The sequence below is a fragment of the Arthrobacter sp. UM1 genome (genome assembly GCF_020483305.1).
Taxonomy (GTDB): Bacteria; Actinomycetota; Actinomycetes; order Actinomycetales; family Micrococcaceae; genus Falsarthrobacter.
The window spans coordinates 16,491-42,844 of record NZ_JACWAB010000009.1 but is presented as its reverse complement, the minus strand read 5'-3'; the positions used below and the strand labels follow the sequence as shown (position 1 = coordinate 42,844).

The following is a 26,354-nucleotide window of genomic DNA, read 5'->3' as shown; positions in this document are numbered from 1 at the left end:
GAGGCATGGACCAGAGCCCGGGAAATCCCCGCCCCCGCCGCGCCTCGCCGCCGCCGTCCCGGCGGGAGGCCGAGGACTGGATGGGCCTCGCCCTCACGGCCGCGGACCGCGCTCTCGAGGCGGGGGACGTGCCGATCGGCGCCGTCGTCGTCGCCCCGGACGGAACGGTGCTCGGCACGGGGTTCAACCGCCGCGAGCGCGACGGCGACCCGACCGCCCACGCCGAGGTGATCGCACTGCGGGAGGCCGCGGCCCGGCTCGGGGACGCGTGGCGGCTCGAGGACTGCACGCTCGCCGTGACGCTGGAGCCGTGCGCGATGTGCGCGGGGGCGATCGTGCTCTCGCGGGTGCAGCGGGTGGTCTTCGGCGCGTGGGACGAGAAAGCGGGTGCGGCCGGGAGCGTGTTCGACGTGCTGCGGGAGCCGCGGCTCAACCACTTCGTGGAGGTGGTGCCGGAGGTGCGCGCCGAGGAGTGCGCCGAGCTGCTGACGGGGTTCTTCCGGGGGCTGAGGGACACTCGGGACTGACGCTCGCCCGGAAGACGGGCGGTCAGGCGGTCAGCGTGACGTGCGGGAGCGACGCAAGCCCTTGATTTGAGCCGGTCCGCGCGCGTCCGGTAGAGTGGCCGGGTACTGGTGACGTGTCCGAGCGGCCGAAGGTGCAACACTCGAAATGTTGTGTACGGTAACCCCGTACCGAGGGTTCAAATCCCTCCGTCACCGCCAGTGAGAAGGCCCCTTCTTCCTTGAGATACCAGGGAAGGAGGGGCCTTCTTCATGTCCAGGGGTTAGGCCGTGCCCACATTTTGCCCACAACGCTCAGCGAGGGCACGAAGAGCAAGATGCAGGCCCCCAGGTGCCGCTCAGGTCCCCACAAGACCACCGGACGCCGAGGTGACTTCGTGGGCGACGACTACAACTCGGCTAGCCCTAGCCGAACAGAAGGTGCGTCTGCTGAACGAGCTGGCCCCAGCCAAGTGCCCATTGCCCGATCTGCTGCAGATCTCAGCACAGTCGAGAGCCGAGCGCCAGGGCTGATGAGATTCCGGGAGTGGAATGATGAATGTATGTCATTCCTGTCAAGGCTTTTCAGCGACCCCAAGCCTGCCGCCGATGGTCCTAGCACTGCTCAGGACACACTCCGTCCCCCTGCATGGGAAGACCTTCTCCTGGAGCCGGTAGAGGTGGTGTCCATGAACACCGCCGCGAAGCATGACTTGGCGGAGTTCGCTATGACCTTCGATGTTCGCAAACGGGCTTGCTTCTCTGGGCGAGCAACGTTGAGGCGAGACTCTGAGGCCCCGAAGTCTGCTGCTAGTGATCTAGCAGTGTGGCTCGATGGCTTCCGCGTCGGCTACGCCTCTCGATATTTGGCTGTCGATGAGCTCATGGAAGGGCGTGACGGACTCGAAGTTGAGGTGTTGCTGTTCCTAGCCCGAGGCGTGAAGGGGACGCGAGGCCGCGCATGGATCCGGGCGCTTTCTTCTGCAGAGCCGTTCCCATTCTCTGCTGAAAACTTCCCGCCACTGTCTCCAAGTGAGCAGAGCGCGACCCGGGCGCTGGAGACCACAGCCATGCTGCAGAAAGCCACGGCCGGACAAGCCTTCGAGCTGCGTCGCGGGGCCCCGGAAGGTGTCCACTACCTACAGACGGTGGAGGTTATCCGGCAGCTCAAACGTGAGAAACGGTATGAGGACGCGTTGGAGTGGGCCATGATCGGCGTCCGTGGCGCAGAGGCGGACATCTTTGAGCGAGGGCCAGCCCCTCACTACACAGAAGAAGCCGCGATCATCCTTCGGAAACTTGGCCGGCACGAGGATGAGAAGGAAGTTCTGAGACGATATCTTCGACTCGTACCCGAGCAGTACAAGGCAAGGACACGAGTCTATGAACGTCTTGCCAAGATCGAAGCCAAAGAGCGCGGGAAAGGCTAGCCTCGAATGCAGGGGATAGGACCCCCGCAAACTTCCGTATCTTGTAGCGCGTACTTGGCGATTCATACTTCCAAATGAATCTGACTCCAGGACAGTTCAAATCCCACCTGCCTTATGAATCACCGCGAAGCGAACTAATCTGCTCGTGTAAGCCGGCTACCAGCCTCGATTTCGCGATGTGCTCGCTCTGAAAACTTCACCCCTGGACCCTTGGCCAAACCTGCTTCTTCCGAAGCTGATGATTTGTGAAGTGCGGCACAAATGTTCAACTGTGCCAGCCGAAGGGCATCGGGCAACAAGATACTTCGACGGAAGCGAGGAGCTTCCGCCGTTGGGTTCTCAGAGGTAGCTAAGCGGCTCACTTTCTGCCCACCCCCACATGATTCTTCCAGGACCGCAGGGACAAGGTCCCCGACTGTTCAAGGAAAACAGGTGACCGCGACAGCCCTGAAAGGGTTCGAGTTCGCCCGTCAACGCCGGCGCCCCTCCCGGTTTGAGGAGGTGGGCCCTCTTCCATCTTCTGAACAGACAAGCACAGAAGCATCACGAATCCATCCTCCCACCCGCCATCCGACCGCTCCTCCAGGTGGTAGCGCGCCGCGATCACCAACAATTCCGCCACGACGTGAAAACCTGGCACGATCATCCGTGAGATGCTTGGGCAGGTCAGCATTGGGAACCAATGCATGTTTCACACACCTGTACCGCTCTCTGCGTTTTTCGAAGGCACACAAGAAGGTTCAAGCTGTATCAATGAACTTCCGACTTTGTGAATACTCAGGCCCCACCTAGCCCATCAACGGTGCTCAACCGTGGTGTGTGCCACTACAGCACGAATACTCACGAATATGCTTTCCAAGAATTATTCACCGAGGGGGAGATATTTTTTCGAGAGAGCCAAGTATGAAGTGTGTACTTAAATTAACAATTCGATCGACACGCCAAACACTCGTCATCTCATTCGGGAATCGCTAGGGCGAAAATCGCGGGTGCCATACTTTCTAATTCAAAGAAGAGCGCCCCGGAGAGCAACTCCGGGGCGCTTCTACAGGGATGCGTGGCTACATTCCTGTGCAGGACGCCACTGAGTAGGCTCCCGTGGCCGACTTTTCGTCCACAGTCTTCCCGTCCTTGACAATCTTGCATGTCACCTTGGCAGAGGCGCTACCTGACTTGTCCTGCACGGTAACGCCGTACCCCTTGCCGTCATCCTTGACATCTTTGGTCCAGGATCCGGAGAAGTCTGCATTGCTCCCACTGCCGATAGGACCATAGGTGACGGATGCGGCGGCTGTCGCCGTCGCGCTCGCCTTCACCATCTGAGATGACTGGCCCTGTCCGGAATTTCCGCCATTCTTCGCAGCATCGGTTGCGCTTTTGAAGAGGGCGGAACAACCGACGAGGATCGCGATCAGAACCACAAGGGTAATCCCGCACCCGATCATGAGGCCCTTCCGCTTCTTCTTGGGCGGCGGACCCTGCTGGAAACCCTGCTGGGGGTAGCCCTGGTTCGGGTACCCGTTGTACTGCGGGCCTTGCTGTCCGTTCCATTGACCCGGAACGCCTTGCGGGGCGTCGTTGCCCTGCGGGTTGTGCTGGCCTCCAGGCTGGTTCTGAGAATGAGACACGGTTCTCCTATATGGGTGATTGAGTGACACGGGTGTCCGTGTCGATCCAGTGGGTATTGAAGCCCGAAACTACTGAGCCTACCCACACAGGCCACTCTAACTTGTGTTTCGAACCACTCGAAACTTAGACCGTTCATTTTCGATTTTGCAACCCCCCCCCGCATGCCTTGAAGCAAGATCGCCAATACGCCTGACGCCTTCGCACCTCGGGGAGCCAAGATACTCGAGAAGGCACCTCCATTCTCGCTGGAAGGTCGTCAACCGGCATGTGCGCGTTCTACAAGAAAGGCATGCCCACAGACACCCTTCCCCTGACGTCTTAGACACGGTGGCCTTCTTCAGCCTCTGACCGCGAAGCTACGAGCTGCTGGTGCAGATCAATCCGAATATGCTGACTGCTTGCTTCGGAGTGTTGACAACCCCTGGCGGGGGCATTGTCGCCTCGCCTTGAATAGGGCATAGCAGGACAGCTCCTCAAAACGAGAGGTGTAGCGAATCCCTTCGTCCAGTGGAGCCCCTCGATCATCCGTTGCCGAAAAGGCCCACCGGACGATAGCCCTCGTCAGCTGACGGTCTGATCCTCGCACATGCGACTTGCCCAAATACTCCAATCCTCGCGCGCAACGCTTCGCCCATGCGCTCCGTCAGAAACGTGTGAGTTTCAGGCTGGTCGACGGCGACCGGCTCCAGAAGGCTCATGCCCCGGCCGCAAAAGCGCGAGCCGCGGCCAGGACCGACTTCACATCCCCCTCAGCGATGGCCTCCAGGGGTGAGCGGTCCTCCAGCTGCGGGTTCATCCCCATGAACCAAGCCCTCGCGACATGCGCGCCGTCCGTCTGCTCCAGCATCCGAAAGACCGTGTGCAGATTGCGCAGCCGCGCCTCCTTGGCATGGCCAGGCATGCTCTCCCCGCTCCGCCAGCGGCTGATCGCAGAAGCGGACGCGTCGACGGCCAGTCCGATCAAGGGGCGCTCCATGCGCTCTTCCAAATGGGCAAGGATCTCTTGAACGGAGAGCTCGGCTTGCCCCCTGGCCGCCGTCCTCTCTGTGGTTCCAACAGCAGACACTGCCCCTCCTTCAGATCGATGTACGACTATGCAACTCTAGTCATGACCTGAATGCAAGCGATATGCACGTTTCATGCATCACCCAGCCCCCGCAGGTACGAGCTGAAGCCCTCGGCCACGCGTCCCTCCAGGCGGCCCGAGGTGCGGACCCGCCCGGCGTCCGCCGACCTCACCCGCGCGCCCGAGGCCCGAAGGGCGGCCACGAGGGCCACGTCCTCTCCGTGGCCCCGCGGCTCGAATCCGCCCGCCGCCCGGTAGGCGGAGCCTCGGAAGCCGAGGTTGGCGCCGAACACGTACGGGTGCCCGTCCTCGAGGCGGTGCCGCGCGTGCCAGGCCGCCAGGACGTCCGGCCGGGTCCCCGCCGGATCCGGGGCCACGGTCCCCACGAAGGCGTCGTCCCCGGAGTCGGCCGCCCTCAGGTGCGCGGCGATCCAGTCGGCGGGGACGAGGGAGTCGGCGTCCGTCGTCGCGATCCAGAGGCGGGAGGAGTCCGCGTGCCAGCCGAGGAGGGCCTCACAGCCCGCTGCACGGGCGGCGCCGACGGTTCCGAGCTCGTCGTGCAGGAGCTCCAGCTCGGCCCGGCGGCCGGCGAGCTCCCGCACGATCTCATCGGTCCGGTCCGTGCTGCCATCCGTCACGCAGACCGCCCTCACCCGGAGTCCGGGGCGCTCGCGGCGAGCGCGGTCGAGGGACGCGAAGACGGCGGTGAGGGCGGCGGCGATGCCCGCCTCCTCGTTCTTCGCGGGCACGACGACGCCGACGGCCTCCACCCCGGAGCCGCCCGCTCCGACGACGCGCCGCCTCGGCAGGCCGCTCACGCGCCTCGCTCCACGGTGAGGATGTCGATAAGGAACTCGGGGTCCTCGACGGAGCGGACAGCAGCCTCGGGCCAGTGCTCGCGCGCCGAGGCGTGGACCTGGCGCGCGTCGAGCGGCCAGTCCTCCACGTCCCCGCGCCAGTGGCAGAGCGCCAGCGTGAAGGTGCGCGGGGTGCTCGCCTCGATCCGGCCCCACACCGCCTCGAGCTGCTCGCGAGAGAGGTAGTAGCCCGTCTCGGAGAGGACCACGAGCTCGAACTCGCCCTCGGGCCACTCGTCGGGGACGGTCGCCACGCGGAAGTCCAGGCCGCGGATGCCCTCCGAGCGCCGCTGCGCCGTCCCGACGGCCTCGGAGCTCGCATCCACGGCGACCACGTCCGGGCTCACCCGCAGCAGCGCCTGGCTGAGCGCGCCCACGGAGCAGCCGATCTCGAACGCTCGCCCGTACAGCCGCTCCCGCTCGAGCAGCCCGACGAGCTGGTCCCGCTTCCGCCGCTCGTACGGCGACTCGTAGAGGTCCCAGGGGTCCTCGGACTCGTGGTGGAGGCGGTCGAAGACCGCCGCGGCCGTCCGGGCGTCGTTGACGGAGGCTCCGACGGACGCATCGCGCTCCTCGTCCTGCGCGGCCGCGCTGAAATCCGCTGCCTCCACGGTGTCCGCGCCACGGAGGAAGTGCGCGAGGACGCCCGGCGGCAGGATCGCCTCGTCCCCCTCGGCCGCCGAGAGCGGCTCCGTCTGAGACGGGTACACGGTCCACAGCGCGCGGCGGTCCAGCCCCTCGGGGTCGGCGACCCGCTTCCAGGAGCGCCACCGGCCGTCCTCCGGCCGAGCCCAGTGCCAGTACCAGATCGGGTACTCGAGCAACACCGCCCCGGCCCTCTGCGCCGCGGCCCGGGCCGCCTCCGCCACCGCGACGTGGTCCGCGTGCGCGTCCTCCCGGTGGGGGCAGACGACGACGGCGGGAGCGGGGACCGCCCTCAGCGCGTCCTCGAGGGCCCGGTCCAGGTCATCGCGGCGGCGGCCCAGGCCGCCGTCGGGCAGTCCGAGCACGCGGGAGTCCGCACTCGGGAAGAGGCGGGAGGCGAGGGACGCGTACTCCTCGCGCCGCCGCTCGGCGAGCTCCTTCGGGGCGTGCGTGGGCGAGTCCGGGTGCGACCCCTCCCCGAGGGCGGCCAGGACGGTGACGAGGGGAAGGCCGCGGCGCTCGGCCTCGGCGAGGAGGGCGGCGGCGCCGAGGAGCTCGTCGTCGGGATGGGCGGCCGCGACCACCATGCCCCCGGCCCGGTCCAGGACGTCGGGATCGAGGAGGGGCAGGTCGAGCGCCCCCGCCGCGGCCCAGTCCTCCTCCGGCGTCGAGGGGTCCGTGTGCCGGAAGGTCACCACGGGAATCCCTCCTCCACGAGCTGGGCGCCGAGCGAGGCCTCGTCCCGCTGGCCGTGGTGCTGAGCGAGGTAGACCGTGAGGTCCGCGTCCGCCTTGGCGAAGCGCACGTCCCCTGCCAGCGCCGCGGGGCCCGCGATCTCGCGGGCGAGGGACTGCGCCTCGCGGACCGCACGGAAGACCGTGTTGCGGGTCCGCAGGGCGAGCGCCCACGCGCTGGGAAGGGGATTCTCCCGGCGCCCCTCGGCGACGGCGGCGCCGGCCTCAAGGCTGAGGCGGGCCGTCTCCAGCACGGCGTCGAGACGCGCGAGGAGGGAGCCGGTGACGGGGAAGTCAGTCGCCTTGCGGCGGCGCTCCGCGGCGCGGGCGGCCGTCCTCGCGAGGCCCACAGCGCCGCCGAGCCAGCACGCCGCCACTCCGATGCCGCCCCACGCGAAGCCGGGCCGTTCGAGATACCAGCCCGGGCCGCCCACAGGGAACGCCGGGGCCCCGCTGAACTCGAGGGAGCCGCTCGGGATCTCGGCGAGTCCCCGAGAGGGCCAGGGGTCCTCGACGGCGCGGACGCCCTCGCCGCGGAGGTCGACGGCGAACGCCTGGCGGCCCTCCCCCGTGTGCGCGGTGACGACGGCATGCGAGAGCTGCCCGCCGAGCGAGCACCACGGCTTCACGCCGGACAGGGAGAAGGGGGCGGGACCGGCGAACGTGCCCTCCGCCGGGCCGGTGGGCCGCGCCTCGAGGCGGAGGTCCGGGCGCTCCGCGGCGAACACGCCCCACGTGCTCCCGGCGGGCGGCTCGAAGGAGGGCTCCCCCGCGGCCCGCGCCTGGGCGAGGATCGCGAGCGCGTCCAGGTGCGGCTCGGCCATCCGGACGGCGCCGAGGTCCAGGGCGGCGGTGCTCGCGAGGGCGGTCCAGACGCGGCTCGGCTTGGCCGAGGACAGGTCTCCCCACTGGGCTTCGAATGCGCGCAGGACGCGCTCGAGGCGGCCGGCCTCGGGCTCCTCGCGGCCCTCGCAGTCCGGGGCGCAGGCCTCGGCGAGGCGGGCGAGGTCCGCACCGCGGGGTTCGGAACGGGGCTCGCCGCACGACTCCCCGGAGCTGATGGTGACGACTGACTCCCGCTGCACGCTGAGGCATCCTCCGCTGATCGGCTCGTTCAGGCGGCTCTCGCCCGGTGCGAGCCTATCGGACAGAAAGGGTGCCGAACGAGCAGCGGGAGCCGTCGTCGTCCCCTCTGCCGCGGCGGACGGGAGGTCCGCCGCGGCCGCCGCGTCAGCCGGAGACCACCGCGCCCGTGAGGAGCGCGACGCCGAGCATGACGAGCGAGAGGACGAGGCTGCGCCAGAGCACCTTGCGGTGGTGGTCGCCGAGCTCAACGCCCGCGAGGGAGACGAGGAGCAGGATCGCCGGGACGAGCGGCGACTGGAGGTGGAACGGCTGGCCCGTGAGAGAGGCGCGGGCCATCGAGGCCGGGTCGACGCCGAACTGGCTCGCGGTCTGCGCGAGGATCGGGAGGATGCCGAAGTAGAAGGCGTCGTTGCTCATGAGGAACGTCAGCGGGATGGAGAGCAGTCCCGTGATGAGCGGCAGGTGCGAGCCCCACTGGTCCGGGATGACGTCCACGAGCCAGTGCGCCATCGCGTCCACCATGCCGGTGCCGCTGAGGACGCCCGTGAGCACCGCGGCGGCCATGACCATGCCGACGACGGCGACGATGGAGCGGCCGTGCTCGGTGACGCGGTCGAGCTGGTCCTTGGGGTGAGGGAAGTTGACGATGATCGCGAGCGCCACGCCGATCATGAAGACCACCGGCAGCGGCATGACGTCGAGGACGAGCAGGACCATGATGGCCAGGGTCAGCAGGAGGTTGAACCAGAAGAGCTTCGGCCGGAGCGTGGAGCGGTTCGGGTCGAGGGCTCCGTCCGCCATGCCGGCCGCGCGCTCGTCGGCCGCCTCCGCTGCGGGGAGGCGGGACTCGACGAGGTTGAGGCCCTTCCAGGCGTCGGGGAAGGCGGCCTTGAGCCGGCGGCGCTCGAGGAGGCCGAGGTGCCAGGCGAAGGCGAAGACGCAGACCATGGTCACTGCCATGGCCGGCACGAGCGGGACGAACACGTCCGTCACGTTGAGGTGCAGGGCCGTGGCGGCGCGGGCGGTCGGGCCGCCCCAGGGGATGATGTTCATCGTGGCGTTGGCCATGCCGGCCACCACGGTGAGGACCACGGGGCTCATGTGCAGCTTCCGGTAGATCGGGAGCAGGGCCGCGGTGGTGAGGATGAACGTCGTCGAGCCGTCGCCGTCGAGCGAGACGGCCGCCGCGAGCGCCGCGGTGCCGAGGACGATCTTGACGGGGTCGTTCCCCGAGACTCGCTGGATGAGGCGCACGAGGCGGTCGAAGAGCCCGACGTCGATCATGAGGCCGAAGTACATGATGGCGAACATGAGCAGCGCCGCAGTCGAGGTCATGGACTTCATGGCCTTCATGACCATGTCGCCGAGGCCGAGCCCCGCGCCGGCGAAGAGGCCGAAGACGGTGGGGACGATGATGAGCGCGAGGATGGGCGTCATCCGCTTGGTCATGATGAGCGCCATGAAGACGCCGATCATGAGGAAGCCGAGGAGCACAAGCATGGCGATCTCCTGGGTCGGTGTGAGTGGTGGTGAGTCGTGCGATGACGCTACCGTGACACCCATCACGTCCGTGTGCTTTGGCTCATAGTGCGCGAATTGATCTTTCGGCTCGTTTCGTGCATTTTGTTCGTATGACCCGCCGTGACCCTCGTCTCACCCGGCGCCGGCCGGCGCGACTCCGCCGCCCCGCCGCCGGCGTGCGCCGCCGCGGCACCTTCGAGCAGCGGCTCATGCTCGTCATGACCGGGCTCGTCCTCTTCATGGGAGTCCTCCTCGGCGCGGCCCACGCGTGGCACCTCAACGAGCAGATCACCGCGACGACGCACGAGAAGTCCCTCACCCTGGCGCGCGCCGTGGCGAGCGACGCCCGCGTGAGGGAGGAGGTCTCCCGCATCTCCGCCGGCCGGGTCCCGGACAGCGCCGCTCTGAAGGCCGGTCCGCTGCAGCGCACCGCCTCGGACACCGAGGACCGCACGGGCGCGCTCTTCGTGGTCATCACGGACAAGACCGGGATCCGGCTCACCCACCCGGACGCCTCGAGGCTCGGGCAGATGGTCAGCACGGACCCCTCAGAGGCCCTCGCCGGCAAAGAGGTCACCACCGGCAACACAGGGACGCTCGGGCCGTCCGCCGGAGCCAAGGTCCCCGTGCACGGGAAGGACGGCAGGGTGGTCGGCGAGGTGTCCGTGGGGTTCGAGAGCCAGCCGCTCGCCGAGCAGTGGCTCCACGACGCCCAGTACGGGATCCTCATCACGGCGGTGGCCACCCTCGCGGGACTCGCGGCCGCCGCCGCGTTCGCCCGCCGGCTCCACCAGGACATCCTCGGGCTGGAGCCGGAGGACATCGCCGCCATGGCCACAGAGCAGGAGGCGGTCCTCCACGGCGTGGACGAGGGCGTGGTGGGCCTCGACGAAGACCTCGTCGTCCGGCTCGCCAATCCGTCCGCACGCGCCTTGCTGCCGGGGCTCCGCCTGGACGTGCCCGCCTCCGAGGCCGGCCTTCCCCCGGAGCTCGCGGAGATGCTGCGCGGCGTGCGGGACGGCCGGACCGCCCAGGGCGAGGCGCGGACCGTGGTGGCCGGCGAGCGGGTCCTCGTCTGCACGGCGCGCCGCGTCTCGAGGCACGGGACGGACCTCGGGCTCGTCGTCGTCCTCCGGGACCGCACGCACGTCCAGGCGGTGAGCCGCGAGCTCGCGGACGCCCGCGCGCTGACGAGCGCGCTGAGGGTCCAGCGCCACGAGTTCTCCAACCAGCTCCACGCGATCGCGGGGCTCGTGGACTCCGGCTCCGCCCGGGAGGCTGCGGACTACGTCCGCTCGCTCACGCGAGCCCACCGGCTCGGCAGCGGGATTCCGGGACTCGAGCGGATCGGCGACGACTCACTCCGCTCCTTCCTCTCCGCGAAGGCCGCGCAGGCGCACGAGCGCTCGGTGGCGGTCCTCGTGAGCGAGTCGAGCGACGCGCCCTCCGCCCTCGCCCTCCCGGAGGGGCTCCAGGACGTCACGACCGTCCTCGGCAACCTCCTCGACAACGCCGTCTCCGCGGCTGTGGCGGGCGGCGGCCCCTCCCCCGCGGTCCTCGCGGACCTTGTGGAGCACGACGGCGTCCTCCACCTCGCCGTGACCGACACCGGGCCCGGGATCGCGGAGCCGGAGCGGGTGTTCGACTCCGGGTACTCGGGGCTCCCCACCGCCCGGGACGAGGCCGGAGGGCACGGGATCGGGCTGCCGCTCGTCCGGCAGATCGCCCGCGCGCGGGGCGGAGAGGTGTGGATCGGCGCGGCGCACGGGGAGGAGAGCTCCGGAGCAGGAGGCGAGGAGGCCTGGCGCGGGAGCGAGACGGTCCAGCGCGGGAGCGGGACGGCCGCCGCCTCCCCCGAGGCGCGGGCGTGGCCCGGCGCCACGATGTGCGCCAGGCTCCCGGGAGTGCTCGCCGAGGCCGGCGAGGGCCCGCAGGCCGGAGACCCGGCTGCGCGGGGGCAGATCGGACGGGAGCAGACCGGGCGGAACGGGGCCGGCACAGACCGGACGGACGCAGAGCAGACGGACACAGAGCAGACGGACGAGAGCGAGGAGAAGCGATGAGCGCCTACACCGTGCTCGTGGTGGACGACGACTACCGGGTGGCCGGGCTCCACTGCGAGGCCGTCGCGTCCCTGCCGGGCTTCCGGGCCCTTCCGCCCGTCGGCTCGCTCGCGGCGGCCCGCGCGGCCCTGCGGGATGCGACGCCGGACCTCCTGCTCGTGGACCAGTACGTTCCGGACGGGCTCGGAACCGACCTGCTGCGGGAGACCGACGCCGACACCCTGCTCGTCACCGCGGACCGCTCTCCGAGGAGCACGCGGCTCGCCCTGGCGCGCGGAGCGCTGGGCGTGCTCTACAAGCCGTTCGAGGCCTCGGAGCTGACCTCCCGGCTCACCGCCTACGCCCGGTTCCGCCGGATCCTCGACGGCGCGGCGGAGATGGACCAGGACGTGGCGGACCGGGCGCTGCGGGCGCTCGCCGTCGGCGTCCGCGCCGCACAGGAGCCCGCGGCCGAGAACGCGACCCTCGTCCGGCTGCGCGAGGTTCTGGCCGCGGAGCCGGAGGGCCTCACCGCCTCCCAGGTGGCGGCGAAGGCCGGGGTCTCGCGGCCGACCGCCCAGCGCCACCTCGCGGCCGCCGCCCGCGGCGGGGAGTTCGTGCTCGAGCTCAAGTACGGGACCACCGGGAGGCCCGAGCACGTCTACGGGGCGGTGTGAGAATAGGGGGAGGACCACGTCGAGAGGAGAGCGGATGGCGCTGCGCGTGCTCATGGTCGGGCGGAAACACGAGGCCTGGGTGGCGGACGGGATCGCCCGGTTCGAGAAGCGGCTCTCCAAGCCGTTCGACCTGACGTGGCAGAGCATCCCCCACTCCGCGAAGAGCGGAGACGCGGCCCGCGCCGAGGAGTCCGAGGCGATCCTCGCGAAGCTCTCGGGCAAGAGCGCCGGGGACTTCGCGGTCCTGCTCGACGAGCGGGGACGCAACATCGGCTCGCCCGAGCTCGCGCGGACCCTGCGGGAGCCGCTCGACCGGGGGCGCTCGGTGACGCTCGTCATCGGCGGCGCGTATGGCGTGGACGAGCGCGTCCACAGCCGGGCGGACTTCGTCTGGTCCCTGTCCAAGCTCGTCTTCCCGCACCAGCTCGTGCGCCTCATCCTCGCGGAGCAGGTCTACCGGGCGCAGGAGATCTCCGCCGGGCGTCCTTACCACCACGAGTGACCCGCCCGGGCCTGGCCGTCGCAGGAGCAGGGCGCGGACCAGGGAGAGCCCCGGTCCGCGTCCGCTTAGAGTGTCCGCCCCTCGTGGGAGGATCGAGCGCATGAGCAGGATCCTGGAGCGCTTCACCGAGGCCACGCGCACGTGGTTCGCCTCGGCGTTCTCCGCGCCCACGCGCGTCCAGGAGGCCGCGTGGAACGCGGTGAGCTCCGGGAAGGACGCGCTCGTCGTCGCGCCCACCGGATCCGGCAAGACGCTCGCGGCGTTCCTGTGGGCGCTGGACCAGTTCGTGCGCCGCGCGGAGGCGGAGCCGGCGCAGCTTCCGGGCGTCCCTGCCCCTGAGCGCCCCCGCCGGGCCGGAGGGACACGGGTTCTCTACATCTCCCCGCTCAAGGCGCTCGGCGTGGACGTGGAGCGCAACCTCCGTTCGCCCCTCATCGGCATCCGGCAGACGGCCCTGAGGCTGGGCCTGCCGGCCTCCGAGGTCTCGGTGGGGGTCCGCAGCGGGGACACCCCCGCCCGCGAGCGCCGGCGCCTCCAGACGCACCCTCCGGACATCCTCATCACCACGCCGGAGTCCCTCTTCCTCATGCTCACCTCGCAGGCGCGCTCGAGCCTCGCCTCGGTGGACACGGTCATCCTGGACGAGGTGCACGCGGTCGCCGGGACCAAGCGCGGCGCCCATCTGGCCCTCTCGCTCGCCCGCCTGGACGCGTACCTCGCCGCCCGGGGCCAGAGGCGTCCGCAGAGGATCGGCCTCTCGGCCACGGTGGAGCCCCGGGACCGCGTGGCCGAATTCCTCTCCGGAGGCAGGCCCTGCGAGATCGTCGCCCCGGAGTCCGGGAAGAGCTGGGACCTCTCCGTCTCGGTGCCCGTGGAGGACATGGGCTCCCTCGGCGGCTCCTCCGTGCTGCCCGGCACGCCCGCTCCCCTGCCCGCAGACCGCACGGAGGAGGACCCGGCGTCCGTCCCCACGTTCGCCGAGACGCTCGCGAGCCTCGAGGCCGGCGCGGCCGGGCCGCAGAACGCGCGCGGCGGCCCTCCCCTCACCGGCCACGGCACGGGCCACGAGCAGCGCGGAGCCGGGTTCTCCCCGGAGGCGTCCATCTGGCCGCACGTGGAGGAGCGGATCGTGGACCTCGTCCTCGCCCAGCGCTCCACGATTGTCTTCGCGAACTCGCGGCGTCTCGCCGAGCGCCTGACGGGCCGGCTCAACGAGATCTACGCGGACCGGCTCGGATTCGGGCTGGACCCGGAGCAGGCCTCCGCGCCGCCCGCGCAGGTCATGGCCCAGGCGGGGCAGAGCGCGGGGCGGGATGAGGACGCGCCCGTCCTGGCCCGCGCGCATCACGGCTCCGTCTCCAAGGACCAGCGCTCGCTCATCGAGGAGGCGCTGAAGCGCGGGGAGCTGCGCTGCGTCGTGGCCACGAGCTCCCTGGAGCTGGGCATCGACATGGGGCTCGTGGACCAGGTCATCCAGGTGGAGTCCCCTCCCTCCGTGGCCAGCGGCCTGCAGCGCGTGGGCCGCGCCGGGCACGGGGTCGGCGAGGTCTCCCGGGGCGTCTTCTACCCGAAGCACCGCGGGGACCTCCTCAACACCGCCATCGTGGTCAGCCGCATGCTCGAGGGCGCCATCGAGCCCCTCTCGATCCCCCGGAACCCTCTGGACGTCCTGGCCCAGCAGACGGTGGCCGCCTGCGCCCTCGAGCCGGTGCCCGTCGAGGAGTGGTTCGCCACGGTGACCGCGGCCGCTCCGTTCTCCTCACTGCCCCGGAGCGCGTTCGAGGCGACGCTGGACCTCCTCAGCGGGCGCTACCCGAGTGACGAGTTCGCGGAGCTGCGGCCGCGGATCGTCTGGGACCGGGCGGCCGGAACTATTGAGGGACGGCCCGGGGCCCAGCGGCTCGCCGTCACGAGCGGCGGCACCATCCCGGACCGCGGCCTCTTCGGCGTCTTCCTCGCGTCCGCCGAGGGAGAGCGCGGCGGCAAGAGGGTCGGCGAGCTGGACGAGGAGATGGTCTACGAGTCCCGCGTGGGAGACGTCTTCGCGCTCGGCGCGTCCAGCTGGCGCATCCAGGACATCACCCATGACCGGGTGCTCGTGACCCCCGCGTTCGGCGAGCCCGGAAAGCTGCCCTTCTGGCGGGGAGACACGCTGGGACGCCCGGTGGAGCTGGGGGAGGCACTCGGCCGCTTCCTCCGGGAGGCCGCCGCGGAGGGGCCCCTGCCGTCCCACCTGGCGGAGCAGCTGGACCGGGCCGGGCTGGACGCCTTCGCCCGCGGGAACCTCGAGCGGTACATCGCCGAGCAGCGGAAGGCCACCGGGACCGTGCCGAATGACCGCCGGCTCGTCGTGGAGCGGTTCAAGGACGAGATCGGGGACTGGAGGATCGTGCTCCACAGCCCGTATGGGATGCCGGTCCACGCCCCCTGGGCCCTCGCCGTCGGGGCCCGCATCCAGGCGAGGTACGGGATCGACGCCTCGGCGATGGCGGCCGACGACGGAATCGTGCTGCGCGTCCCGGTCACGGACGAGGACCCCCCGGGCGCCGAGCTGTTCCTCTTCGACCCGGACGAGCTGGAAGACGTGGTGACGCAGGAAGTGGGAGGCTCGGCCCTCTTCGCCTCCCGCTTCCGCGAGTGCGCCGCACGGGCCCTGCTCCTTCCGCGCCGGGACCCCGGAAAGCGGACGCCGCTCTGGCAGCAGCGCCAGCGTGCCTCTCAGCTGCTCCAGGTGGCCCACCGCTACCCGCAGTTCCCGATCATCCTCGAGGCCGTCCGCGAATGCCTCCAGGACGTCTACGACCTCCCGGCGCTGCAGCGGATCGCCCGCAGCGTCCAGCAGCGCGAGATCTCGCTGACGGACGTCTCCACGCCCTCGCCCTCGCCGTTCGCCACGTCCCTGCTCTTCGGGTACGTTGCGCAGTTCCTGTACGAGGGGGACACGCCCCTGGCGGAGCGCCGCGCGGCTGCGCTCTCCCTCGATCCGGCGCTGCTGCGGGAGCTCCTCGGCCAGGTGGAGCTGCGGGAGCTGCTGGACCCTGAGATCGTCGCCGCCGTGGAGGAGGAGCTCCAGCGCCTGGCCCCCTCGCGGAGGCTCTCCGGCCTGGAAGGGGCGGCGGACCTCCTCCGGCTCGTGGGCCCGCTGGGCCCGGGCGAGGCGGCCCAGCGGCTGAGGCTCGCCCGAGACAGCGAGGAGTGCATCGCCGAAGAGCAGGCGAACGTCTTCCTCGAGGAGCTCGTGCGCTCCCGCCGGGCGTTCCGCACCAGGGTGGCCGGAAGGGACGTCGTCGCCGCCGTGGAAGACGCTGCACGGCTCCGGGACGCCCTCGGCGCCCCCATCCCGCACGGGGTCGCCGCGGACTTCCTCGAGCCGGTGGAGAGCCCGGTGGAGGACCTTGTGGCACGGTACGCCCGGACCCACTCCTCCGTGACGGCGGCGGAGACCGCAGCGGCCCTCGGCCTGGGACAGGCCGTGGCGCGGACGGCCCTCGTGTCTCTGGCCCGTCAGGGACGCGTCGTCGAGGGAGAGTTCCGGGCGGAGCCCGCGAGGACCGGGCCGGAGTTCTGCGACGCGGACGTGCTGCGGCAGATCCGCAGGCGCTCCCTCGCCCGCCTCCGCAGCGAGGTGGAGCCGGTGGACGGCCCCACGCTCGGACGCTTCCTCCCGGCCTGGCACCACGTCCTCGGGGCCCAGAAGGGCGCCGAGGCCCTGCACGGCACGGACGCCGTGCTCGCCGCAGCCGAGCAGCTGACCGGCTCGCCCATCCCGGCGTCGTCGCTCGAGACCCTCGTGCTCCCGGCCCGGGTGCCGGACTACTCGCCCTCCATGCTGGACGAGCTCGTGGCGCGGGGAGACGTGATCGTCCAAGGGCACGGCCGGATCGGCTCGGCGGACGGGTGGATCTCCCTCCACACCGCGGAGACCGCAGACCTGACCCTCGCGCAGGCGTCCTCCTCGATGGACGAGGGGCCCGTGGAGCTCAAACAGGACCTGCTGGCCCTCATGAGCTCGTCCGGCGCCTACTTCCCCCGCCAGCTCGCCGAGTCCCCGGTGCGCAGAACCGGGTCTCCGGCCACCGCGCCCGAGCTGAGAACCGCCCTGTGGGACCTCTTCTGGGCCTCGGCCGTCACCTTCGACTCGCTGGGGCCCCTGCGGAGCCTCCTCAGCGGAGGCGGCTCGGCGCACAAGCGGGCCTCCTCGACATCGCGGGCCCGCTCGCTGCGCCCGAGCGCGATGCGCCGGGCGGCGCTCCGCCGCTCCGCGCTCGGCAGCGGCGGTCCGTCCGCGGCGGGATCCGGCTTCGGCGGCGGCTCAGGAGCCGGAGAAGGCGGCTCGGACCTGGCCCAGGACCCCCTCCTCGCCGCGCGGTGGTCCCTGCTGCCCTCCCTCGAGCCGGACCCCACCGTCCGGATCACCGCGTCCGTCCACCTGCTCCTGGAACGGCACGGAGTGCTCACCCGCGGCGCGGTCGCCGCGGAGGAGACCCCCGGCGGGTTCAGCGCGGTCTACAAGGTCGCGTCCGCGCTGGAGGACGCGGGGGCGGTGCGGCGCGGCTACTTCGTGGAGCAGCTCGGTGCCGCCCAGTTCGCCTCTCCGGAGACGGTGGACCGCCTGCGCACGTTCACCGAGGACGCGCTTCGCGTCCCGGGCACGGACCAGCGCTCGGACGAGCCCGTCGTCGCCCTGGCCGCCACCGACCCCGCCAACCCCTACGGCGCGGCCCTGGCATGGCCCGAGGCCGAAGGCCACCGCCCCGGGCGCAAGGCCGGCGCCGTCGTCGTCCTCGTGGACGGGTCTCTGGCACTCTACGTGGAGCGCGGCGGCCGCACCGTCCTCACCTTCACCGAGGACGAGGGCGCGCAGTCGCGGGCCGCCGTCGCATATGCTGTAGCGGTCCGTCGCGGGAGAATCGGGCCCGTCAGCATCGAGCGGATCGACGGTGCGGACCTGCTCGGCGCCTCCAGCCACCCGGTGACCAGGGCTCTGGCGGACCACGGCTTCTACGCAACGCCCAAGGGAGTGAGATACCGGCCATGACCTGGCTCCTCGCCCTGCCTGCCGTGGCGCTGAGCGCAGCCGTCCTCGTCCTCCCCGGGCTCGTCACGGGCCTGGTCCTCCGTCTGAGGGGACTTGCGCTGCTCGCCTCCGCCGCGCCGCTCTCCGCCACCGCCGTGGGCCTCGGAGCCGTCTGCTTCGACGCGCTCGAGCTCGGGTGGGGGCTGTGGCAGCTGGCCGTCTCCACGCTCGTGCTCGCCGGGCTCGCGTGGGGGCTGCGGGCTGTGGCCGAGGAGCGCTGGCCCCTCCTCCACTCCGAAGACGCCCGGATCCGCCTGCCCCGGCACAACCGGGCCGTGCTCGCCACGGCGCTGACCGCGAGCGCCGCCGGAATCGCCTGGGTTCTCCTGCGCACCATCCCCCAGCCGGACCTGCTCGCCCAGGCGCACGACACGATCTTCCACGCTCCCGCGGTCGAGTACATCGTCGAGACGGGCCATGCCTCCTCCCTGACCATCGGCCTCCTCGCGTTCGACCCGCGGGCGAGCTTCTACCCCGCCGCCTGGCATGACACCGCCGCCCTGCCCGCGCTACTCCTCGGCACCCCGGTCCCGGTGGCCATGAACGCGGTCAACCTCGTCATCGCCTCCTGCGTCTGGCCGCTCGGCGTCCTCTGGTTCACCCGTGTCGTGGCCGGGCCGTCCCGCCTCGTCACGGCGGGCTCCGCAGCGGCCGCGGCGGCCATGCCCCTCTTCCCCTATCTGCCCATCCAGTTCGGAGTCATCTACCCCTACCTGTACGCCGTGGCCCTCCTGCCGGCGGTGCTCGGCTTCGCCGTCACCGCCTGCGGCGGCTCGCGGCTGCCGACGACGTCGTTCCGCGCCGGCCTCTTCCTCGTCCTCGCCGCGCCCGGGGTCCTTCTGGCCCATCCGAGCATGCTCAACACGGCCATGCTCCTGCTCACCCCGTTCGTCCTCTCCCGCGCGGCCCGCCTCTCGCACCGGTGGATGCGGAGGCTGGCCCCGCCGCTCTGGCTCGTGTCTCTCGCGGTCGTCTGGGGGCAGGTCCGGCCCAAGCGCAACGCCTCGTCCAACTGGGAGCTTCAGGGCAAGCCGCTCTCGGCTTTGCGGGACAGCCTGACGCAGTCCCAGCTGAGCTACCCCGTCAACGCAGTGCTCGCGGTGCTCGTGCTGCTCGGCGTGGCCGCCGCCCTCTCCTCCCCCAGGCTCAGGTGGCTCGTGGGGTCGTACTGCCTCGCCGTGGCGGCCTTCGTCGTCGGCTCCTGGGGTCGAGGCGGGGACCTGCGCTGGGCGCTCACGGGCGTCTGGTACAACGACTACTTCCGCATCTCCTCCCTCGCGGCTCTCCTCGCCGTGCCCCTGACCGGGCTGGGGATCGCCTGGGCCGCTCGCACGGCGGCCTCGCTCGGGGCGGCTGCTCTCCGACGCCGCGCCCGCCGGGGCCGGCGTCCGCTGCCTCCCGCCTGGCCAGGGTGGTGCGCCGGAGCGGCTCTCGCCGTGCTCGCCGTCCTCATCGTGCCGGCGAGCCCGAGCCTCCAGCGCTCTGTGGAGGACGGCCGGCAGAAGTACGCCCTGACCCCCACCTCGCTGCTCGTGACAGAGGACGAGACGGCCCTCCTCAAGCGCCTCGGCGAGCGGGTCCCCCGCGGTACCGTCATCGCCGGGGATCCCCTGACCGGCGCGGGGCTGGCCGAGGTCTACGCGCCCGTGGACATGGTCCAGCCCACCAACGGTCCGGCCCCCACCGAGGACGGGCGCTACGTCATGTCCCACCTGGACCAGGCGGCCACGGACCCCAAGGTCTGCGCGTCCGCCCGCACCCTGCGCCTCGAGTACGTCCTGGACTTCGGCCACGCGAGCGTCAACGGCTCCCAGCTCACCTACCGGCAGGGCTTCCTGCACCTGGACCGGGCCCACGGCTTCATCCCCGTGGACACGCAGGGAGACGCCCGCCTGCTCCGCATCGCGGCCTGTGATCCGGACTGGAAGAGCGAGTCGCCGTGAAGAGCCCGCTCCCCGTCCGCGACGGCGTCAACGCCACCCGCCTCCGCGTCCCGCTGAGCGGCCCGTGGCGGACCGTCCTCGAGTTCGTGCTCGAGCGGTTCGGCCACGTGGACCCCGAGGGCATCCGCCGCCGCTTCGCCGAAGGAGAGGTGGCCGCAGCGGACGGCACCCGAATCCGGCCCGAGACGCCCCTCGGCGCCGCCGAGTTCATCTGGTACTACCGCAGCCCTCCGGCGGAGCAGCGCATTCCCTTCGAGGTGAGGCTTCTGCACGAGGACGAGCGCCTCGTCGTCGCGGACAAGCCCCCGTTCCTGCCCACAACGCCCGGCGGCAGGTTCCTCCAGGAGACCGCCCTCGTCCGGCTGCGCCGCCTTCTGGACGAGCCGGAGCTCACTCCCCTGCACCGCCTGGACCGCCTCACGTGGGGCGTCGTCCTCTTCGTCCGGCGCGCCGAGGACCGCGGGGCCTACCAGCAGCTCTTCGAGCGGCGGCGGATCGAGAAGTCCTACGAGGCCCTCGCCCCGGCGCCGCGCGGCGAGCTCGCGGACCGGCTCGCCCTGGGGCCCGTCCACGTGCGCAGCCGCCTGAACAAGGTCAAGGCCCAGCTCCGCGCCTTCGAGGAGGAGGGGCCGCCCAACGCCCACTCGGAGATCGAGCTGCTCACGGTGCTCGAACCCGATGCGTCCGCGCCAAGCGGCCGCGGGCGGGCGCTGTATCGCCTCACACCGCACACGGGCAAGACCCACCAGCTGCGCCTGCACATGGCCGGGCTCGGGCTGGGCATCGAGAACGACCCGTTCTACCCCGTGCTGCTCGACGAAGCCCCGGACGACTACGCCCGCCCCCTGGGCCTGCTGGCTCGCAGCATCGCCTTCCGAGACCCCCACACGGGACGGAACCTCACATTCTGCTCTCGATTCGATCTCGAAAGGCCGCCCGAACCGAGCCGCGCTCTATGATGAGGAAAGGCCTCTTCGCCTGGTCCCCAGAGGAACACCCCCTTCCTCGTCCATTCATCCGATAGGTGCCTATCTCCCCATGCAGGATCTGCTAGACGAGTACAGCTACGACGACGACGAGCCGCTCACCCGCGAGCCGGCCTCGAGATGGCCCCTGTTCGCCGTGCTGGGGCTGACTCTCGTCGGCGTCGTCGCCGCCACCGTGCTCGGGGGCTGGATCGCGGGGGTGCTCGTCGCCGCCGTCGCGCTCATGCTCGTCGCGGCCTTCGTGTTCCTCACGGGCCGCATCGGCTGGATCACCGGACGCCGCCAGCGCCGGTCCCGTCGCGGAACGGGGGTCCTGTTCATGGGCGGAGGGCTCGTGCTCCTCGCGCTCGCCTCGGTCGTCGGCGGAGGCGGAGGCGTCTCCGGCGGGGGTCTGACGCTCGGCGCGAAGTCGAAGGACTCGGCCAAGCCCTCAGCCGGGCAGTCCTCCCCGGGCAAGAGCGCCTCGCCCTCCCCGAGCGCCACTCCGACGGCGTCGGCGAAGCCGAAGCCCAAGCCCTCGAAGAAGCCCAAGCCGAAGCCCAGCCAGCAGGCGCCTCAGCAGCCCGCTTACACGCCGCCGCCGGCCTACACGCCTCCGCCCGCGTACACCCCGCCGCCGGTGTACACGCCTCCGCCCGCCTACACGCCTCCGCCGCAGGCCCCGAAGCCGAAGCCCAAGCCGAGCACCCCGGCGAAGCCGGCGCCGTCGTCGCCTCCCGCGCCGAAGCCGAGCGCCCCGGCGTCCAAGCCCGCTCCCCCGGCCTCCAAGGCGGCCCCGGCTGCGCCCGCCCAGGGCGCCCAGGGCAACGGGAAGGGCAGCGGCAAGACCGCCCCGTAGCGGCCCGGCGTCCGCCGGGCCCCTGCAGGCCCCCTGCCCCGAATGGGGCTCCCAGGCTGTGTGAAGGTACCCTGGTCTGACGTGCCGACGCCGTTGTCGGCCGCAGTGCAGGGACCTGAAAGGAAAGCAATGCCCAGCCTGGACCTGACCCCCGAGTTCTTCACTCCCGTCCTGCCCGCGTGGGCAGGCCCGGAGGAGCTGGACTGGGCCGACTGGCGAGGCCGCAGGCTCGCGTCCCTCCACACGGACTACGGATGGCTGACGCTCGCCTCCTACGAATGGCTGCCGAAGAGCCCCTCCGAGCTGGACAGCGTCCCCGGCCTGTGGTCCGCCCAGGACGGCACCGCGCACATCGCGCCCCAGAACCCCGAGTCGCCCATCCTGCTCAACCTCGCCGGCGAGCCGCTCAAGGGCGGAACCGTCACGCTCGCGGAGGGCGAGTCCGACATCGTGGCCCGCTTCGACGCCGCCCGCCGCCCCTTCGACGCCCTCTTCCGCAACGGCTCGCGCCGCCGGGTGGACCACGGCATGGTCCACATCGAGCTGGGCGTGCGCGGCGGCCGGTACATGATCCGCACCCGCCTCCCGAAGCCGGAGCTGGCCAAGATCCCCACCTACCCGTACGACCCGTCCTGGATCGTCTCCGCGGTCTTCGAGCCCTCGGCCTCCCCGTACGTGGAGAGCGTGGCCTCCGCCCGGGACGACACCACCGTCTTCACCACGATCGAGGGCACCGTCCGCTTCCACATCCCGGGGCTGGACGAGGAGGTCGTCGCCGCCGTCGAGAGCAGCGGCGAGGTCGGGGAGAACACCGCGTACACGCTGACGTTCAGCGACTCCACGAACGGGAAGTCCACGCCGCGCTGGCGGTTCGTCTCCGTGGTGGTCTTCGGCCGGCCGGGCCCCGAGGGGTGGGCGCCCGGCGAGCACAACGCCGTCATCGACTTCAACCGGGCGCTCTGCTACCCCATGGCGTTCGGCCCGTACGCCGTCTGCCCGGCGCCGGTGCTCGGCAACTCGATCCCGGCCCCCGTCACGGCGGGCGAGAAGGCCCTGCCGACCGTCTGACCGGCTCCGGCCTACTTGGGCGCCATGCGGATGGCTCCGTCGAGCCGGATGACCTCGCCGTTGAGGAGCGCGTTGTCCACGAGGTGGCGGACGAGCCCCGCGTACTCGGCCGGCTTGCCGAGGCGGGAGGGGTGCGGCACCTGCTGGCCGAGCGAGTCCTGCGCCGCCTGCGGCAGACCCGCGAGCATAGGCGTCTCCATGATGCCGGGCGCGATGGTCACCACCCGGACGAGCGAGCGCGCGAGCTCCCGCGCGAGCGGCAGCGTCATCGAGGCCACCCCGCCCTTCGAGGCCGCATAGGCGGGCTGGCCGATCTGCCCGTCGAAGGCCGCCACCGAGGCCGTGTTGACGATGATCCCGCGCTCCTCCGAGTCCGGGAACCCGTCCGCCCCCGCGGAGACCGGCTCCAGCCGGGACATGGCCTCGGCCGCGAGGCGCACCACGTTGAACGTGCCGATGAGGTTGATGGACACCACCTTCGCGAACGCTTCGAGCGGCAGCACCCCCTCCTTGCCGAGCACCTTCCCGGGGGTCGCCACGCCCGCACAGTTCACCGCGATCCGCAGCTCGCCGAGCTCCTCGGCCGTCCGCACGGCGGCCTGCACGTCCTCCTCGCGGGTCACGTCCGCGGCCGCGAAGACCGCCCGCTCCCCGAGCTCGCGGGCGGCGGCCTCGCCCGCCTCCTTCTGGAGGTCGACGACGACGACGCGCGCCCCCGCCTCGATGAGCGACCTCGCCGTGGCGAATCCGAGTCCGGACGCGCCGCCCGTGACGAGGGCGACCGTTGAGTCCGTGATGCGCATGCTCTCTCCTCACAGCCCCGCGAGAGGGCCTCGACTGTGCTTCTCCTCACACCCTAGCCCGAGTGCGCTCCCAGCGGACCGTCCTAGGGTGGAGCCATGCTCAACGAACCCGCCGCCGTCGGAAGCCTCGCCCTGCGGAACCGGACCATGCTGGCGCCCATGTGCCAGTATGCGCTGACCGCCGAGGACGGGATCGTCGGCGCGTGGCACCTCGTCCACCTGGGAGCGCGGGCGGCGGGCGGCTTCGCCGTCGTCGTCGCCGAGGCCACCGGGGTCTCCCCGGAGGGGCGCATCTCGCCGTACTGCCCGGGGATGTGGTCGGACGCGCACCGGGACGCCTGGAAGCCCGTGGCGGAGTTCGTCCACGCGCAGGGGCGCTCGCCGGCATCCAGCTCAACCACGCGGGCGCCAAGGCCGCCGGAATCCCGTGGCTCGAGGGCGAGCCGGAGCGCCACCCCACCGCCACGCGGGGCACGCTCGCGGCCGACGACGGCGGCTGGACCACCCTCGCCCCGAGCGCGGGCGTGGGCGAGCTGCTCGGGACGGCCGAGCCGCAGGAGATGACCCCGGAGCAGATCCGCTCCTCGATCGAGGACTGGGCGGCCGCCGCCCGCCGCGCAGCCGAGGCGGGGTTCGACGTGGTCCAGCTGCACGCCGCCCACGGCTACCTCATCCACCAGTTCCTCTCCCCTCTGACCAACCGGCGCACGGACGAGTGGGGCGGCGGCTTCGAGGGCCGGACGCGCTACCTGCGGGAGGTGGCGGCCGCCGTGCGCGAGGCCCTCCCCCAGGGCGTGGAGCTCATGGTCCGCATCTCCGCCACGGACTGGACGGAGGACGGCTGGAGCCTCGAGGACACCGTGGCGCTCGCGCCGATCCTCCGGGACGAGGGCGTCTCGATGCTGGAGTGCAGCTCCGCGGGGATCGGGCCGTACCACGGACCCTCCGGCCCGGGCTACCAGGCCGGGCTCGCACTCGCCGTGAAGCAGGCGGTGCCGGACCTGTTCGTCTCCGCCGTCGGCGTCCTGGAGGACCCGCGCGTCTCGGAGGACCTGCTCGTCCAGGGGCTGGACGCCGTCTCCATCGCCCGCGGCGCGCTGCGCAATCCGAACTGGCCCGTCACGGCCGCCGTCGAGCTCGGGGACGGCGAGCCGCCGGTCTCGCCGCACTACTGGCGCGCCGGGTTCGCTCGGGTTCACTAGGCTGGTCTCATGGCGTTCACCTCCTCCGACCCAGACCAGACGGACAGCTTCCCGGCCATCGCCTCGGCGGCGGCGCGCTCGGTCATCCGCCACTTCGGCGGCCCGGTGCTCGGCCTGCCCGGCACGCACCTCGCGGCGGTGCGGCGCCCCGGCTCGGTCAACAACTTCGTCCGGCCCTTCCACTACTGGTGGCAGGCCCACTACGCGGACGCCCTCGTGGACGTCGGCTGGCGGGAGCTGCGGACCGGCGAGCGCGTCAACGGGCCGAGCCTGCCGAGCGCCGGCGAGCTCGCGGCCCGCACGGTCAAGACGCTCGTCTCCCGGAACTTCTTCCGGGTGACCAACTCGTACTACGACGACATGGCGTGGCTCGCCCTCGCCATGGGCCGCCTGGACGCCCTCGCACGCGAGGCCGGCAAGCCGGGCCCCGGCGAGCGCCTCAAGCTGGAGCACGCCCTGACGGACCAGCTGCTCTCCGCGGCCACGGAGGACCTCGGCGGCGGCCTCTTCTGGAACACCAAGCGGGACTTCAAGAACACGGCGGCGACGGCGCCGGCGGCCCTCCACCTGGCCCGGCTCGGCCGCCGCACCCCGGAGTACCGCCAGAAGGCGCAGGGGCTCGTGGACTGGCTCGAGGAGCACGTGCTCGACGATCGCGGCCTCTACCGGGACGGCGTCCGGATCACCAAGGGCGAGCCCGTCCTCAACGAGGCGGTCTTCAGCTACAACCAGGGGCCGGTGCTCGGCGCGCTGCTCGAGCTCGGCGGGGAGGAGAACCTCCGCCGGGCGGCCCGCACGGTGGACGCGGTCAAGGGACACCTGACGGAGCGCCGCACCCACATCCTCACCACACACGGCGAGGGGGACGGCGGCCTGTTCACGGGCATCCTCTGCCGCTACCTCGCGACGGCGGCCGTGGACGAGCGTCTGCCCGAGCACACGCGCAGCCGGGCGGCCACGCTGGTGACCACCACCGCCCGCCTGCTCTGGGACGGCCGCGGCGAGCGCTGGGCGCACACGGGAATCGTGAAGCGCCCCGAGCGCGTCCTCGTGTTCCCACGCACTCCGGGAGCCGAGGCCGTGCGGGAGTACCCCGGCCAGACCCCGGTGGAGCTCTCCACCCAGGTCCAGGCATGGACGGTCTTCGAGGCCGCCGCGAGCATCGAGGAGGCTGCACGCCGATGAACCTGCGCACACCGGACCAGAATCCGGGCTGGATGTCCGAGGACGACCTCTTCGACGTCCGGCACATGGTCCCCATGGTCTACGTGGAGGCGCTCCCCGTGCGCCTGGACCCCATGGGCTACGTGAGCGAGGTGGGGCTGCTCTTCACCGCGGACAGCGAGGGGCGCATGACCCGCTCGTTCGTCTCCGGCCGGGTCCGCTACCGGGAGACCGTCCGGGCGGCGCTCCTGCGCAACCTGGAGAAGGACCTCGGGCCCATGGCCATGCCGCAGCTTCCGCCCTCGACGGTCCCGTACGCCGTGGCGGAGTACTTCCCCGCCCCCTCCCAGTCCGGCCTGACCGACGAGCGGCAGCACGCCGTGGCCCTCGAGTACGTCATCCCGGTCCAGGGCGAGTGCCAGCCCCGCCAGGACGCGCTCGAGCTCTCCTGGCTCTCCCCGGACGAGGCGCTGACGGAGGCGGTCCTCGCCGAGTTCACGGGCGGCCGGGGCGAGCTGCTCCGCCAGGCCCTCGCGCACGTGGGCTGGGGCCGCTAGGCGGGAGGCAGCCCCGAGGCCGTG

At 71.4% G+C, this 26,354-nt stretch carries 19 protein-coding genes, 1 tRNA gene and 1 pseudogene; 14 read left to right on the top strand and 7 right to left on the bottom strand.

The features are described 5' to 3' along the window. The first annotated feature begins 5 nt into the window (after positions 1 to 5). The 3 genes from tadA to H9I38_RS09805 all read left to right on the top strand — a co-directional run bounded on the left by tadA (position 6) and on the right by H9I38_RS09805 (position 1,933). Positions 6 to 527: a tRNA adenosine(34) deaminase TadA gene (tadA, locus tag H9I38_RS09815; protein WP_226338644.1), complete on the top strand. Its 522-nt coding sequence runs from the start codon at positions 6 to 8 to the stop codon at positions 525 to 527. A gap of 107 nt (positions 528 to 634) precedes the next feature. Further along, positions 635 to 725: transfer RNA gene (locus H9I38_RS09810), tRNA-Ser, on the top strand. Between the two features lie 467 nt (positions 726 to 1,192). Further along, positions 1,193 to 1,933 carry a hypothetical protein gene (locus tag H9I38_RS09805; protein ID WP_226338643.1) on the top strand — a complete coding sequence of 247 codons (741 nt, stop codon included), beginning with the start codon at positions 1,193 to 1,195 and terminating at the stop codon, positions 1,931 to 1,933. Between the two features lie 1,061 nt (positions 1,934 to 2,994). Here the strand turns inward: H9I38_RS09805 and H9I38_RS09800 are convergent. The 6 genes from H9I38_RS09800 to H9I38_RS09775 all read right to left on the bottom strand — a co-directional run bounded on the left by H9I38_RS09800 (position 2,995) and on the right by H9I38_RS09775 (position 9,450). Continuing rightward, positions 2,995 to 3,561, bottom strand: a complete 567-nt coding sequence (locus H9I38_RS09800) for a proline-rich domain-containing protein (RefSeq protein WP_226338642.1) — start codon at positions 3,559 to 3,561, stop codon at positions 2,995 to 2,997. Positions 3,562 to 4,256: 695 nt separating this feature from the next. After that, positions 4,257 to 4,628, bottom strand: coding sequence for a hypothetical protein (locus H9I38_RS09795; RefSeq protein ID WP_226338641.1), 372 nt, complete (start codon positions 4,626 to 4,628; stop codon positions 4,257 to 4,259). Positions 4,629 to 4,699: 71 nt separating this feature from the next. Further along, the gene (locus tag H9I38_RS09790; protein ID WP_226338640.1) at positions 4,700 to 5,446 is read right to left on the bottom strand and encodes a glycosyltransferase; all 747 of its coding nucleotides are present in this window, start codon (positions 5,444 to 5,446) and stop codon (positions 4,700 to 4,702) included. Then, positions 5,443 to 6,825, bottom strand: coding sequence for a bifunctional PIG-L family deacetylase/class I SAM-dependent methyltransferase (locus H9I38_RS09785; RefSeq protein ID WP_226338639.1), 1,383 nt, complete (start codon positions 6,823 to 6,825; stop codon positions 5,443 to 5,445). Before H9I38_RS09785 ends, H9I38_RS09790 begins: the two co-directional genes overlap by 4 nt. Next, on the bottom strand, positions 6,822 to 7,949 hold the full coding sequence (locus H9I38_RS09780) for an acyl-CoA dehydrogenase family protein (protein WP_226338638.1): 1,128 nt from the start codon (positions 7,947 to 7,949) through the stop codon (positions 6,822 to 6,824). The genes H9I38_RS09785 and H9I38_RS09780 overlap by 4 nt, the downstream gene beginning before the upstream one ends. Positions 7,950 to 8,094: 145 nt before the next feature. Beyond that, positions 8,095 to 9,450, bottom strand: a complete 1,356-nt coding sequence (locus tag H9I38_RS09775) for a CitMHS family transporter (RefSeq protein ID WP_226338637.1) — start codon at positions 9,448 to 9,450, stop codon at positions 8,095 to 8,097. A 131-nt stretch (positions 9,451 to 9,581) separates the two neighbouring features. On the opposite strand from H9I38_RS09775, the gene H9I38_RS09770 reads away from it, so the two are divergent. The 8 genes from H9I38_RS09770 to H9I38_RS09735 all read left to right on the top strand — a co-directional run bounded on the left by H9I38_RS09770 (position 9,582) and on the right by H9I38_RS09735 (position 22,604). Next, positions 9,582 to 11,534 (top strand): ATP-binding protein, encoded by a 1,953-nt coding sequence (locus tag H9I38_RS09770; RefSeq protein ID WP_226338636.1) that lies wholly within the window; start codon positions 9,582 to 9,584, stop codon positions 11,532 to 11,534. Further along, a complete protein-coding gene (locus H9I38_RS09765; protein ID WP_226338635.1) occupies positions 11,531 to 12,190 on the top strand; it encodes a response regulator in 660 nt (219 codons plus the stop codon). Before H9I38_RS09770 ends, H9I38_RS09765 begins: the two co-directional genes overlap by 4 nt. A 34-nt stretch (positions 12,191 to 12,224) precedes the next feature. Continuing rightward, complete coding sequence (locus tag H9I38_RS09760; RefSeq protein WP_226338634.1) at positions 12,225 to 12,692, top strand: 23S rRNA (pseudouridine(1915)-N(3))-methyltransferase RlmH; 468 nt, start codon at positions 12,225 to 12,227, stop codon at positions 12,690 to 12,692. Positions 12,693 to 12,792: 100 nt separating this feature from the next. Continuing rightward, positions 12,793 to 17,730 (top strand): DEAD/DEAH box helicase, encoded by a 4,938-nt coding sequence (locus tag H9I38_RS09755; protein WP_226338633.1) that lies wholly within the window; start codon positions 12,793 to 12,795, stop codon positions 17,728 to 17,730. Further along, a complete protein-coding gene (locus H9I38_RS09750) occupies positions 17,727 to 19,712 on the top strand; it encodes a DUF6541 family protein (protein WP_226338632.1) in 1,986 nt (661 codons plus the stop codon). The genes H9I38_RS09755 and H9I38_RS09750 overlap by 4 nt, the downstream gene beginning before the upstream one ends. Beyond that, positions 19,709 to 20,671 (top strand): pseudouridine synthase, encoded by a 963-nt coding sequence (locus H9I38_RS09745; protein ID WP_226338631.1) that lies wholly within the window; start codon positions 19,709 to 19,711, stop codon positions 20,669 to 20,671. Before H9I38_RS09750 ends, H9I38_RS09745 begins: the two co-directional genes overlap by 4 nt. 79 nt (positions 20,672 to 20,750) lie before the next feature. After that, positions 20,751 to 21,536, top strand: a complete 786-nt coding sequence (locus H9I38_RS09740; protein WP_226338630.1) for a hypothetical protein — start codon at positions 20,751 to 20,753, stop codon at positions 21,534 to 21,536. Between the two features lie 129 nt (positions 21,537 to 21,665). Further along, positions 21,666 to 22,604 carry a DUF1684 domain-containing protein gene (locus H9I38_RS09735; RefSeq protein WP_226338629.1) on the top strand — a complete coding sequence of 313 codons (939 nt, stop codon included), beginning with the start codon at positions 21,666 to 21,668 and terminating at the stop codon, positions 22,602 to 22,604. Between the two features lie 11 nt (positions 22,605 to 22,615). On the opposite strand, the gene H9I38_RS09730 is transcribed toward H9I38_RS09735, so the two are convergent. Next, complete coding sequence (locus H9I38_RS09730) at positions 22,616 to 23,407, bottom strand: SDR family NAD(P)-dependent oxidoreductase (protein ID WP_226338628.1); 792 nt, start codon at positions 23,405 to 23,407, stop codon at positions 22,616 to 22,618. Positions 23,408 to 23,503: 96 nt separating this feature from the next. Here H9I38_RS09730 and H9I38_RS09725 point away from each other — a divergent pair. The 3 genes and pseudogenes from H9I38_RS09725 to H9I38_RS09715 all read left to right on the top strand — a co-directional run bounded on the left by H9I38_RS09725 (position 23,504) and on the right by H9I38_RS09715 (position 26,330). Then, positions 23,504 to 24,609 (top strand): annotated as a pseudogene (locus tag H9I38_RS09725) (NADH:flavin oxidoreductase/NADH oxidase). Between the two features lie 9 nt (positions 24,610 to 24,618). Then, positions 24,619 to 25,794 (top strand): glycoside hydrolase family 76 protein, encoded by a 1,176-nt coding sequence (locus tag H9I38_RS09720; protein WP_226338627.1) that lies wholly within the window; start codon positions 24,619 to 24,621, stop codon positions 25,792 to 25,794. Then, positions 25,791 to 26,330, top strand: coding sequence for an NUDIX hydrolase family protein (locus H9I38_RS09715; RefSeq protein ID WP_226338626.1), 540 nt, complete (start codon positions 25,791 to 25,793; stop codon positions 26,328 to 26,330). The genes H9I38_RS09720 and H9I38_RS09715 overlap by 4 nt, the downstream gene beginning before the upstream one ends. The last annotated feature ends 24 nt before the right edge of the window (positions 26,331 to 26,354 follow it).

Excerpts from the sequence above, each read along its gene's own strand:
- H9I38_RS09750 (WP_226338632.1), top strand. The coding sequence starts at position 17,727 with ATGACCTGGCTCCTCGCCCTGCCTGCCGTGGCGCTGAGCGCAGCCGTC.
- H9I38_RS09730 (WP_226338628.1), bottom strand. The coding sequence starts at position 23,407 with ATGCGCATCACGGACTCAACGGTCGCCCTCGTCACGGGCGGCGCGTCC.
- H9I38_RS09765 (WP_226338635.1), top strand. The coding sequence starts at position 11,531 with ATGAGCGCCTACACCGTGCTCGTGGTGGACGACGACTACCGGGTGGCC.
- H9I38_RS09740 (WP_226338630.1), top strand. The coding sequence starts at position 20,751 with ATGCAGGATCTGCTAGACGAGTACAGCTACGACGACGACGAGCCGCTC.
- H9I38_RS09715 (WP_226338626.1), top strand. The coding sequence starts at position 25,791 with ATGAACCTGCGCACACCGGACCAGAATCCGGGCTGGATGTCCGAGGAC.
- H9I38_RS09770 (WP_226338636.1), top strand. The coding sequence starts at position 9,582 with ATGACCCGCCGTGACCCTCGTCTCACCCGGCGCCGGCCGGCGCGACTC.
- tadA (WP_226338644.1), top strand. The coding sequence starts at position 6 with ATGGACCAGAGCCCGGGAAATCCCCGCCCCCGCCGCGCCTCGCCGCCG.
- H9I38_RS09735 (WP_226338629.1), top strand. The coding sequence starts at position 21,666 with ATGCCCAGCCTGGACCTGACCCCCGAGTTCTTCACTCCCGTCCTGCCC.
- H9I38_RS09760 (WP_226338634.1), top strand. The coding sequence starts at position 12,225 with ATGGCGCTGCGCGTGCTCATGGTCGGGCGGAAACACGAGGCCTGGGTG.
- H9I38_RS09775 (WP_226338637.1), bottom strand. The coding sequence starts at position 9,450 with ATGCTTGTGCTCCTCGGCTTCCTCATGATCGGCGTCTTCATGGCGCTC.
- H9I38_RS09755 (WP_226338633.1), top strand. The coding sequence starts at position 12,793 with ATGAGCAGGATCCTGGAGCGCTTCACCGAGGCCACGCGCACGTGGTTC.
- H9I38_RS09720 (WP_226338627.1), top strand. The coding sequence starts at position 24,619 with ATGGCGTTCACCTCCTCCGACCCAGACCAGACGGACAGCTTCCCGGCC.
- H9I38_RS09805 (WP_226338643.1), top strand. The coding sequence starts at position 1,193 with ATGAACACCGCCGCGAAGCATGACTTGGCGGAGTTCGCTATGACCTTC.